We start from the raw sequence: 10,764 nt of genomic DNA, 5'->3' as shown, positions 1-10,764 counted from the left end.
ACATCACCCCCCCCAAACCCGTCGCCCGCTTCCTTTTTGAAAACGCCCCCGGCCCCCCCCCTCCCCCACCCCCCGCGGCGCGCGCGGTTGTTGACCGGCGCGCGACGGGCGTGTGGCCGCTGGTGGATCAGACGGCCAGCGGGACCTGGGTGTTCTGCGGCGGGCTGCCGTAGTGCTTGGTGACCTTGTTCAGCTCCAGCTGGCAGTAGAGCGCGTAGAACCCGAGCAGGCCGAGCAGCAGCCCGACGGCCGGGCTCGCGCTCGGCTGCAGGCCGGCGACCCGCTGGGTCTCGGCGATGCGCTTGACCGTGTTCCAGATCGAGAGGAACGGCGGCACGATCAGGATGGCGCCCAGGGTGATGGCCAGCAGGCTGGTGCCGGGGCTGGCCGGGCGGCGCCGGTCGAACTGCCCCATCTCCTTGTTGATCTTGTAGTACCAGACCAGGGCGTAGATGCCGAAGGTGACCAACGGCAGCAGGAGCGCGGCGACCGGGTTGCGCTCCTTCATCATGAACCCGGCCGCGCCCGGGGCTCCGGCCTGCGCCGGCGCGTACGCCGCGGGTTGCGCCTGGTAGTTGCTCACGTCTGCGGGACTCCTGTGCGAACGGGAACGGGATGAGACCAGGGGTTGGCCGCCGAACCTCCGAGGACGCGTTCGCCTTCCGCCCCCCGAGATCCGCCGACGCGTCATTCGACCGCCCCCGCCCGGCCCGCGTCCACCCGCGGCCGGGCTCTGTGGCGAAGCTGAGACCTGACGGTCGCGGCCCGGGGACCGGATTCGATTCCCGCCCCCGCCATCCGGGAGAATGGCGGCCATGAGCGCCCAGATTCTCGATGGCAGGGCGGCCGCGGCCGCGATCAAGACCGACCTGAAGGCCCGGGTCGCCGTCCTCAGGGAGCGCGGCGTGACCCCAGGGCTCGGCACCCTGCTGGTCGGCGACGACGTCGGCAGCCAGAAGTACGTCGCGGGCAAGCACCGCGACTGCGCCGCCGTCGGGATCTCCTCCATCCAGCGCGAGCTGCCGGGCACCGCGAGCCAGGACGAGATCGAGGCCGTCGTCCGGGAGCTGAACGCCGACCCGGCCTGCACCGGCTACATCGTCCAGCTGCCGCTGCCGCGCGGCGTCGACGCCAACCGGGTGCTGGAGCTCATCGACCCCGCCAAGGACGCGGACGGCCTGCACCCCACCAACCTGGGCCGCCTCGTCCTCGGCCAGCCGGCCCCGCTGCCCTGCACCCCCAACGGCGTGGTCACGCTGCTGCGCCGGCACGGCGTGGAGATCGCCGGCGCCCACGTGGTCGTCGTCGGCCGGGGCGTCACCATCGGCCGCTCGATCCCGCTGCTGCTCACCCGGCGCAGCGAGAACGCCACCGTCACCCAGGTCCACACCGGCACCCGCGACATCTCCGCCCACCTGCGCCAGGCCGACATCATCGTGGCCGCCGCCGGCGTGCCGCACCTGGTCAAGCCCGAGGACGTGAAGCCGGGCGCGGCCGTCCTCGACGTCGGCGTCAGCCGGGACGAGCACGGCAAGATCGTCGGCGACGTGCACCCCGGCGTGGCCGAGGTCGCCGGCTGGCTCTCCCCGAACCCGGGCGGCGTCGGGCCCATGACCCGGGCCATGCTCCTGCAGAACGTGGTGGAGGCCGCCGAGCGCGCCGCCGCCGCCGAGGTGAGCGGGTGACCGGCGTGGGAGGCGACCAGGGGATCGGCTGGCTCCGCCGCTGGCGGGTGCCGGAGAAGTACCGCACGCGCGACACGGCGCGCCCCGAGGGCGGTCAGCGCACCGCGCCGGGCAGCGCCCCCGCGCCGATACGCCAGTGGCCGCTGCTCGCGGTGCTCGGCGGCACGCTGCTCGGGCTGCTCGTCACCCTCGGCGACTTCCGGATCGGGCTGCTGATCGTCGGCTGCACGCTGCTCGCCGCCGCCGGGATGCGCGGCTGGCTGCCGGCCGTCGGGATGCTCGCGGTCCGCTCCCGCTTCACCGACGTGCTGACCTACGGCGTCGCCGGCGCCCTCATCACGCTGCTGACGCTGATGGCCGAGCCCGGGCCGTGGCTGGAGATGCCGTTCCTCAACGACGTGCTGCGGTTCTCCGCCGGTTAGGCCCTGTCCGGCCGATCTTTCCGGGGCCGCGACGCCGTACACGGCACCTTGCTGCGTTACCCCGCGCCGCGGAGCGGCATATCGGGCGCTGCGCGCGAATACGGCCGAGTATGAGCTGCGCTGCTGTCGAGGTGCGGCTCCGCCGCGTGGGGCGCCTTGAGCGAAGCGACTGGGGGCACCTCCCTGGGGGCACCGCCCTGGGGGTACCTCCCTGGGGGTACCTCCCAGCGTTAGCTGGGGGCCGTTAGCTGGAGGCCGTTGGCTGGGGGAGCACCGCGTCTGACGCCGCGGCCTGATCCGAAAAGATCGACCGGACAGGACCTAGCCCTGTTCAAGCCAGCCGGCGACCGTGTCCGGGTGCTCGGTGACCCACTGCTCGGCCGCGGCCGCCGGCGTCATGCCCTCGCCGGCGATCAGCTCCGCCACCGCGTTCTGGTCCTCGGCCGACCAGGAGAAGTTCCGCAGGAAGTCGACGGCCGCGCCGCCCGCCTCGGCGAACTCGGCGTTCAGGTACTTCTGCAGCGTTATCCGCGGGTAGTAGGCGGGGAGCTGTATCTCGGCGAGCGGCACCTCGGCGCTCAGCCAGTGCGGCTCCCAGAAGTACGTCAGCAGCGGCTCGCCCGCCTCGGCCGCGCCCGCTATCTCCTCGACCAGCGCGTCCTCGCTGCCGGCCGCCACCGGCCGGTAGGCCAGGTCCAGGTCCTCGACGATCGCCTCGTCCCTGGTGGCGTACTCCGGGTCGCCGTGCAGCAGTCGGCCGCCGAGCTCGCCCGCGAAGTCGTTCAGGTTGCGCCAGTCGAGCACCCCGGGGTTGGCCTCGGCGAACTCCTCGGGGACGTACCAGCCGACGTGGCCCGTGATGCCGAGCTCGCCCGCGCCCACCACCTGCTCCTTGCGGTCGACGTACAGCTCGACCACGTCCGGCAGCGCGCCCCAGTCCTCAAGGACCGCCTGCACGCTGCCCTGCCCCAGCTGTTCCCACGCCTCCCGCTGGCTGAGCTCCACCCTGCGCACCGGCACGTCGAGCTCGTTCTCCAGCACGTGGGCGGCCACCGCCGCGTTCGCCTGCCCGCCGGGCCACGCCGGCACCGCGATCACCACGGGCTCCCGCTCGTCCTCGGCCAGCCGCCCCGTCACCCCGTCGGCCAGGTCGCAGCCGCTCACCGCCAGCAGGCTCAGGGCACCCATCCCGGCGAAGAGGGGATGACGTATCCGCATGGTGTGCAGTCCTTCGAGGTGTGGCGGCGGGGCGGGGACGGGACGCGCGCGCGGTGTGCGTGGGATGGATGCAGTGTGGCCCCGACCTCAGGTCCGGGGCCACCACTCGCGCACGTTCTCTCCGTGATTTCTTCCGCTTTTTTTCGCGGGGGTCGCCGTGCCGCCGGTCGATCAGATGAGGCCGAGCGCGCGCACGGCCTCGCGCTCCTCGGAGAGCTCCTTGACCGAGGCGTCGATCCTGGCGCGGGAGAACTCGTTGATCTCCAGGCCCTGGACGATCGAGTAGGAGCCGTCGGCCGTGGTCACCGGGAACGAGGAGATCAGGCCCTCGGGCACGCCGTAGGAGCCGTCGGAGGGAACGGCCATCGAGGTCCAGTCGCCCTCGGCGGTGCCGTTGACCCAGGTGAACACGTGGTCCACGGCCGCGTTGGCCGCCGAGGCCGCCGAGGAGGCGCCGCGGGCCTCGATGATGGCCGCGCCGCGCTTGGCGACGGTCGGGATGAACTCGTCGGCCAGCCACTTCTCGTCGTCGACGACCTCGGCCGCGTTCCGCCCGGCGATCTCCGCGTGGAACACGTCCGGGTACTGGGTGGCCGAGTGGTTGCCCCAGATGGTCAGGCGGCGGATCTCGGACACGCTGGAGCCGGTCTTCTTCGCCAGCTGCGACAGCGCGCGGTTGTGGTCGAGCCTGGTCATCGCCGTGAACCGCTCCGCCGGCACGTCCGGCGCGGCGGCCTGCGCGATCAGCGCGTTGGTGTTGGCCGGGTTGCCCACCACGAGGACCTTGACGTCGTCGGCGGCGTGGTCGTTGATGGCCTTGCCCTGTGGCTTGAAGATGCCGCCGTTGGCCTCCAGCAGGTCCCCGCGCTCCATACCCTTGGTGCGCGGCCGGGCGCCGACCAGCAGGGCCACGTTGGCGCCGTCGAAGGCGACGTTCGGGTCGTCGGTGATGTCGATGCCGGCGAGCAGCGGGAAGGCGCAGTCGTCCAGCTCCATGGCGGTGCCCTCGGCGGCCGACAGCGCCGGGGTGATCTCCAGCAGCCGCAGTCGGACCGGGGTGTCCTGGCCGAGGAGCTGCCCGGAGGCGATGCGGAAGAGCAGGGCATAGCCGATCTGGCCGGCCGCTCCGGTGACGGTTACGTTGACGGGGGTGCGGGGCATGTGTGGCCTTCCGAAGTCGGACAGTTCAGACAGCGAGATCCTTCAGGTCCGCCCGTCAGGTTAACCGACGCCTCCCGGGCGGCCGGGATCGGGCTGGCCTCGGAGGGTGGGGGACCTGAGACAATGAACCCATGACCACAGGACGACTGCGTGTGCTCTCCGGGATCCAGCCCACCGCGGGCTCGTTCCACCTCGGCAACTACCTCGGCGCGGTGCGTCAGTGGGTGGCCCTGCAGGAGACCCACGACGCGTTCTACATGGTCGTCGACCTGCACGCCATCACCATCCCGCAGGACCCGGCGGAGCTGCGCGCGTCGACCAGGCTGGCCGCGGCCCAGCTGCTCGGCGCGGGCGTCGACCCGGCCCGCTGCACCCTGTTCGTGCAGAGCCACGTGCCCGAGCACAGCCAGCTCGCCTGGGTGATGAACTGCCTGACGCGGTTCGGCGAGGCGTCCCGGATGACCCAGTTCAAGGACAAGTCGGCCAAGCAGGGCGCCGAGGGCACCAGCGTCGGCCTCTTCACCTACCCCGTGCTCCAGGCCGCCGACATCCTGCTCTACCACGCCAACCAGGTGCCGGTCGGCGAGGACCAGCGCCAGCACGTCGAGCTCACCAGGGACGTCGGGCAGCGCTTCAACAGCCAGTTCGGGGACACGCTCACCCTGCCCGAGGCGTACATCCTCAAGGAGACCGCCAAGATCTACGACCTCCAGGACCCGGCGGCCAAGATGAGCAAGTCCGCCGCCTCCGACAAGGGCGTGGTCTGGCTGATGGACGAGGCGAAGGTCTCCGCGAAGAAGTTCCGCAGCGCCGTCACCGACACCGGCACCGAGGTGCGCTACGACCCGGTGACCAAGCCGGGCGTCAGCAACCTGCTCACCATCTACTCGGCGCTCACCGGTCTCTCCGTCGGCGAGATCGAGGAGAAGTTCGCCGGCCAGCTGTACGGCCCGCTGAAGACCGAGGTCGCCGAGATCTTCGCCGACTGGGTGGCGCCCTTCCGCACCCGGGTCCTGGAGTTCCTCGACGACCCGGCCCAGCTCGACGCGATCCTGGCCGAGGGCGCCGCCAAGGCGCGCGAGGTGGCGGCCGGGACCATGGCCACCGTCTACGACCGGATGGGCTTCCTGGCGCCGGCCGGCGGCTGACGGGCGATCACGCGGGGGCGGGGGACCGGGTAACGAGCAGCGCGAGGAGAGGAGTCGCGGCGTGGGCACGGTCACGCTCGGCGTGTCGATCGCGGTCCCCGAACCGCATGGCAGCGCTCTGCAACGCAGCCGGCTCGGCTTCGGCGACGCCGCCGCGGCCGGCATCCCCACGCATGTGACGCTGCTGCCGCCGACCGAGGTGCACGCCGCCGACCGGCCCGCGATCGAGGACCACCTGTCCGCCGTCGCCAGGGCCGGCCGTCCCTTCCCCCTGCGGCTGCGCGGCACCGACACCTTCCGGCCGCTGACGCCCGTGGTCTTCCTGCGGGTGGTCGAGGGCGGCGCGGCCTGCGACCGGCTCCAGGAGCGGGTGCGGGCGGCCGGCGGCCCGCTGGACCGCGAACTGAGCTTCCCCTACCACCCGCACGTCACCCTCGCGCACGGCATCGCCGAGGACGCGATGGACATCGCGCAGGCCGAGCTCGCCGACTACGAGGCGGCCTGGACGGTGCGCGGCTTCGCGCTCTACCAGCAGGACGCGGCCGGCGTCTGGCAGCCCTGCCGCGAGTTCCGCTTCACCGGCCGCGCCGCCGCGCTGGCGGGCGAGCCCGCCCACGAGACGGCCTGAGCGAAGCCCTGCGCGCTGGCCTGCGGCCGGCCGTGCCGCGTCCACCCCCCGGCCCCTGGCGGTGCCCCCGCGCGGCAGGGCCGCGTGGGCCCGGCGGCGCGGCCGCCGCGGGCCGGGGCCGGCCGGTCGGCCGTCGCCCGCGGCGCGCAAAGGGTGGCGAAGAGCCGAGCACGGCGTGCGCGGGGCCCGGCGGCGCGGCCGCCACGGGCCTCGCCCGGCAGGCCGGGCGTCGTGCGCGGCGCGAAAAGGGCGGGCGGGTGGGGGAGACCCCGGCGCGGAGCGCCGGGGCGTGTCTTTTCCCGCTCCGCGGGCAGGCGCACCTACCGTGGCACGCGCGATGGTGACTCTGACCCGGCTGCCCTGGATCGGCCCCACGCTGGCCAGGATCCAGCGCACGCGGGCCTGGGGTGTCTACGAGTACCTGGACGAACGCAACTGGACGCGGCTGGCCGCGGCCATCACCTTCACCAGCTTCACGGCGCTCTTCCCCGTCCTCGGCCTGGCCGCCGCCATCACCGCCGCCGTGCTGAGCGACCAGCGGGTGCGTCAGGTCGAGGACTGGTTCGCCGACCAGGTGCCCGGCATCGCGCACCGGCTCGACCTGGACAGCCTCTTCGCCAACGCGGACACCCTCGGTCTTGTCTCGCTGCTGCTCGTGGTGCCCACCGGCGCCAGCTGGGTCAACGCGCTGCGCGGCTGCCTGCGGGAGCTGTGGGACCTGCGGGACCCGCCGGGCAACCCGCTGCTGCGCGGCGCCAAGGACCTCGGCGTGCTGGCCGGGCTCGGCGCCGTCACGCTGCTCTCGCTCGCCGTCTCAGCACTGGCGCTCGCCGTGGTCAGGGTGCTCGCCAAGCACGGCCCCGGCATCGTGCTCATCCAGTTCGCGGCCTTCGCGTTCGCCGCGGCCGTGACGGCCCTGCTGCTGGTGTACGTGCTGAGCTGGCTGCCCGGCGTCCGGCCGCCGCGCGGCCTGCTGCTGACGGTGTGCGGCCTGGGCGCGGTCGGCTTCGAGCTGCTGAAGGCGCTGCTCGGCGGCTACCTCACCCAGGTCGCGACCCGCAACCTCTACGGGGCCTTCGGCGTCCCCATCGCGCTGCTCATCTGGATCAACCTGATGGCCAAGCTGCTGCTGGTGTGCTGCGCCTGGACGGCCTCCGCGGTCACTCCCGAGGAGCGTCGTCGCGCCGACGTCCTGGGCGCAGAGCCGACAGCTGACTCAGCGCCGGAAGAGGATGCCGGCGATGGAACACGTAGGCCCCCGCCGCAAGCACCACCAGGCCCGCCGCCGTGACGCCCAGCACCAGCAGGCCGCTGACGGCGCCGCCGTCCGAGCCGGCCGCGCCGTGCAGGCCGGCCTCCTGGCCGCCGTTCTTGCCGTCGTCGCCGTCCGACTCCTCGCCGTCCTCGCCGCCCTCCGAGCCCGGCGTCTCGCTCAGCGGCGGCACCAGCTCACCCACCGGCTCGACGAGGCCCTCGGCCGCGAAGCCCCAGTCGAGCAGCGCCGCCGACTCGCGGTAGACCGCCAGCGGGTCGTCGTCGTCGGGCGCGAGCGCCGTGACGAGCAGCACCCGGCCGTCGCGCTCGGCCACGCCCGTGAAGGTGTGCCCCGCGGTCGAGGTGTAGCCGTTCTTGACGCCGGCCAGGCCCTCGTAGCGGTCGAGCCCCGGCGCCCCGACGAGCAGCCGGTTGGTGGACTGGATCTCGTAGCTCTCGCGGTCCTCGCCCTCGCCGGAACCGGGGAACTCGGCGCGCGGCGTGGACACGTACTCGCGGAAGTCGGAGTTCTGCATGCCGGAGCGGGCGAAGAGGGTCAGGTCGTAGGCCGAGGAGAGCTGCCCCTCGGCGTCGTAGCCGTCCGGGTTGACGACGTGCGTGTCGTTGGCCTGCAACTCCTCGGCGCGCTCGTTCATCTGGGCGACGGTGCGGTCCTTGCCGCCGTTCATGGCGGTGAGCGCGTAGACGGCGTCGTTGCCGGAGGCGAGGAAGACGCCGTGCCACAGGTCCTCGACGGTGTAGGTCTGGCCGTCGGCGATGCCGACGGCGCTGCTGCCCTCGCCCATCTCCTCGAAGTGCTCGGGCTCGGCGCGGTAGGTCTCGTCGCGCTCGAAGCTGGGCAGCACGGTGTCGGCGAACAGCATCTTGAGGGTGCTGGCGGGGGCGAGCGGCCAGTGCGCGTTGTGCGCGGCCAGCACGTCGCCGGTCTCGGCGTCGGCCACGATCCACGATCTGGAGGTGAGGTCGTCGGGCAGGGCCGGCGCGCCGTCGCCCCGGTCGACCTGCGTACCGGGGCGGCCGAGACGTTCGCCGCCGATGGTGGACATGGCCTCCGGGGGTTGTTCGTCCCGGGCGTCGTCCGCCTCCTCGTCGGCATGGGCCGGCGAGACGAGGGCGAACGTGACGAGTGCGGCGCAGCCGAACGCGCGCGCGGCGGTCGTAAAAGCAGACGAGCGATTGAACGGCACATCGTGAACTTACCGTCGTCGCGCCGTGACGCGGCGAGCGGAGCGTGTCAAACCGGTGAGAGCCGCCGTCAACCGGGGGATCCGGCTCGCCCATACTTGCCTGTGGGGGTCCTGAGGAAAGGTTGGCGGGATGGGGTTCGGCTTCGTCGCCGTGCTGCTGGTGCTCGTGGTCGTCGTCCACTGGTATCTCTGGCTGCGGCTCGTCCGCGACGTGTCCCGGCCGGGGGGCTGGTACCGGCGCGTCGGCACGGTGCTGCTGTGCGTGCTGCCGGCCACGTCGCTCCTGGCCATACTGGGCGGCCGCCTCCTCGACCTGCCGTTCCCGCTGGTCCGGGTCCTCGCCTGGCCGGGCAACTACTGGTACGGCTCACTGCTCTACATCCTGCTGACGCTCGCCATCTCGGAAGCGGTCCGCCCGCTCCTCCTCCGCGGCACGCGCCCGGCCTCCGGCCGGGCCGAAGCCGGGGGCTCCGCCCCCGGGCCCGGCGCCGCTGGCGCGGCGGCCGTGGCCGCGACGGAGTCGCGTGCCTCCGGCGCGGGCTCCGCCGGCCAGGCCGGGCGCTTCGCGCCCGCCGGCGATGGTGCGGGCCGAGCCGAGGGTCCGGCGGTGAGTGGCGAAGCCCCGACGTCCACCGGCACGGCCGGTGCCGCTGGCGCGGTGGCCCGCGTGCCCGCCGAGGGCGACCGGCGGTCCGGTACCTCCGGTGCGGAGGACGCCGTGACGGCGTCCGGCGCCGGTGGCCGGGCCGAAGCCACGGGCTCCGCCGGCTCGGCCGGGGACGGAGCCCCGACGCCGGCCGGCATGGCCGGTGCCGCTGGCGCGGCGGCCCGCGTGCCCGCCGAAGGCGGCCTGCGGTCCAGGACTTCCCGCACCGCTGACCGGGGCGAAGCCACGGGCTCCGCCGGTTCGGCCGAGGGCTCCGCACCCGCCGGCGGCAGCGTGGGGGCCCGGGGCGGAGCCCCGGAGTCCGCCGGCCCGGCTGGGGGTTCCGCATCCGGCGCCGGCAGTGTGGGCCGGGCCGAAGGCCCGAGGCCGGCCGGCACGGCCAGTGCCGGCGCCGCCGGCGTGCCGGCGGTCGAGGGGGTCCGGGGCGGAGCCCCGGAGGTGGGGCCTCAGGACGGCGCGGAGTCCGCCGCGTCAGCGGCGGAGCGTGGCCAACCGAGCCGGAGGCTCGTCGTGGCGCGGGGGATCGCCGTCGCCACCGGGGTGGTGACGGCCGGGTTCATGGGCTACGGGACGTACGCCGCGCGGCGGCTCGTGACGCGGCGGGTGAGCGTCACCCTGCCGCGGCTGCCGAGCGCGGCCGACGGATACCGGGTGGCCGTCGTCAGCGACATCCACCTCGGGCCGCTGCTCGGCCGCGCGCACTGCCAGCGGGTGGTGGACACCATCAACCGCACCAGGCCGCACCTCGTCACCGTTGTCGGCGACCTCGTCGACGCCGAGGTGGACGACCTGCGTTCGGCGGTCGCGCCGCTCGCCGGGATCGAGTCCAGGGACGGCGTCTACTACGTCACGGGCAACCACGAGTACAACGTCGACACCGGCGCCTGGGTCGACCACGTCAGGGAGCTCGGCCTGCGTCCGCTCACCAACGCCAGGGACGAGCTGCCCCACTTCGACCTGGCCGGGGTCAACGACGTGGCCGGTGAGGGCACCGACTTCGGCGGTCCCGACTTCGAGGCCGCGCTCGGCGACCGCGACCCGTCGCGGGTCAGCGTCCTGATGGCGCACCAACCCGTCCAGATCCACGACGCCGTCGAGTACGGCGTCGACCTCCAGCTGTCCGGCCACACCCACGGTGGGCAGATGTGGCCGCTCAACTACGTGGCGGCGGCCGCCAACCCGACCCTCGCGGGGCTCGACCGTTACGGCGACACCCAGCTCTACGTCACCCGGGGCGCCGGCGCGTTTGGCCCGCCGGTCCGGATCGGCGCCGACCCCGACGTGACGCTGATCGAGCTGCGCACCGGCTGAAAGTGCGCCCATCGAACGCGCATAGGGGTCAACTATTCGAGCCGTCCAGGTGTCTTGGATAA

9 protein-coding genes and 1 pseudogene are annotated in these 10,764 nt (G+C 73.5%); 6 read left to right on the top strand and 4 right to left on the bottom strand.

Features of this window, described 5'->3' with window-relative positions; all coding sequences use genetic code 11:
• Positions 1-127: 127 nt before the first annotated feature.
• Positions 128-583: a DUF4234 domain-containing protein gene (locus ACFWI8_RS15095; protein ID WP_387090584.1), complete on the bottom strand. Its 456-nt coding sequence runs from the start codon at positions 581-583 to the stop codon at positions 128-130.
• 232 nt (positions 584-815) lie between these two features.
• Between ACFWI8_RS15095 and ACFWI8_RS15090 the strand changes: the two genes are divergently transcribed.
• Entirely contained in the window at positions 816-1,685 is an 870-nt protein-coding gene (locus ACFWI8_RS15090; protein ID WP_311598721.1) for a bifunctional methylenetetrahydrofolate dehydrogenase/methenyltetrahydrofolate cyclohydrolase, read from the top strand.
• A complete protein-coding gene (locus tag ACFWI8_RS15085) occupies positions 1,682-2,107 on the top strand; it encodes a DUF3017 domain-containing protein (protein ID WP_311598719.1) in 426 nt (141 codons plus the stop codon). Before ACFWI8_RS15090 ends, ACFWI8_RS15085 begins: the two co-directional genes overlap by 4 nt.
• A gap of 321 nt (positions 2,108-2,428) precedes the next feature.
• Here ACFWI8_RS15085 and ACFWI8_RS15080 read toward each other — a convergent pair whose 3' ends face one another.
• Positions 2,429-3,325: a glycine betaine ABC transporter substrate-binding protein gene (locus ACFWI8_RS15080; protein ID WP_387090582.1), complete on the bottom strand. Its 897-nt coding sequence runs from the start codon at positions 3,323-3,325 to the stop codon at positions 2,429-2,431.
• A gap of 171 nt (positions 3,326-3,496) precedes the next feature.
• Entirely contained in the window at positions 3,497-4,486 is a 990-nt protein-coding gene (locus tag ACFWI8_RS15075) for a malate dehydrogenase (protein ID WP_311598715.1), read from the bottom strand.
• Between the two features lie 131 nt (positions 4,487-4,617).
• Here ACFWI8_RS15075 and trpS point away from each other — a divergent pair, with 131 nt between their 5' ends.
• The 3 genes from trpS (at position 4,618) to ACFWI8_RS15060 (ending at position 7,553) form a co-directional block, all read left to right on the top strand.
• Positions 4,618-5,634 carry a tryptophan--tRNA ligase gene (gene trpS / locus ACFWI8_RS15070; protein WP_387090579.1) on the top strand — a complete coding sequence of 339 codons (1,017 nt, stop codon included), beginning with the start codon at positions 4,618-4,620 and terminating at the stop codon, positions 5,632-5,634.
• A 61-nt stretch (positions 5,635-5,695) separates the two neighbouring features.
• Positions 5,696-6,262: a 2'-5' RNA ligase family protein gene (locus ACFWI8_RS15065; protein ID WP_387090577.1), complete on the top strand. Its 567-nt coding sequence runs from the start codon at positions 5,696-5,698 to the stop codon at positions 6,260-6,262.
• Positions 6,263-6,599: 337 nt separating this feature from the next.
• Positions 6,600-7,553 (top strand): YihY/virulence factor BrkB family protein, encoded by a 954-nt coding sequence (locus tag ACFWI8_RS15060; protein WP_387090574.1) that lies wholly within the window; start codon positions 6,600-6,602, stop codon positions 7,551-7,553.
• A 331-nt stretch (positions 7,554-7,884) separates the two neighbouring features.
• Here ACFWI8_RS15060 and ACFWI8_RS15055 read toward each other — a convergent pair.
• A pseudogene (locus tag ACFWI8_RS15055) lies at positions 7,885-8,583 on the bottom strand (D-alanyl-D-alanine carboxypeptidase family protein); the annotation flags it as partial.
• Between the two features lie 271 nt (positions 8,584-8,854).
• On the opposite strand from ACFWI8_RS15055, the gene ACFWI8_RS15050 reads away from it, so the two are divergent.
• A complete protein-coding gene (locus ACFWI8_RS15050; protein ID WP_387090571.1) occupies positions 8,855-10,702 on the top strand; it encodes a metallophosphoesterase in 1,848 nt (615 codons plus the stop codon).
• Positions 10,703-10,764: the final 62 nt, after the last annotated feature.

The sequence above is a fragment of the Streptomyces sp. NPDC127098 genome (genome assembly GCF_042722465.1).
In the GTDB taxonomy this organism is placed as follows: Bacteria; Actinomycetota; Actinomycetes; order Streptomycetales; family Streptomycetaceae; genus Streptomyces; species Streptomyces millisiae.
Note: the sequence above shows the minus strand (reverse complement) of the source record. Positions and strands in the feature narration are given on the sequence as shown.

Excerpts from the sequence above, each read along its gene's own strand:
- ACFWI8_RS15050 (WP_387090571.1), top strand. The coding sequence starts at position 8,855 with ATGGGGTTCGGCTTCGTCGCCGTGCTGCTGGTGCTCGTGGTCGTCGTC.
- ACFWI8_RS15080 (WP_387090582.1), bottom strand. The coding sequence starts at position 3,325 with ATGCGGATACGTCATCCCCTCTTCGCCGGGATGGGTGCCCTGAGCCTG.
- trpS (WP_387090579.1), top strand. The coding sequence starts at position 4,618 with ATGACCACAGGACGACTGCGTGTGCTCTCCGGGATCCAGCCCACCGCG.
- ACFWI8_RS15060 (WP_387090574.1), top strand. The coding sequence starts at position 6,600 with ATGGTGACTCTGACCCGGCTGCCCTGGATCGGCCCCACGCTGGCCAGG.
- ACFWI8_RS15090 (WP_311598721.1), top strand. The coding sequence starts at position 816 with ATGAGCGCCCAGATTCTCGATGGCAGGGCGGCCGCGGCCGCGATCAAG.
- ACFWI8_RS15075 (WP_311598715.1), bottom strand. The coding sequence starts at position 4,486 with ATGCCCCGCACCCCCGTCAACGTAACCGTCACCGGAGCGGCCGGCCAG.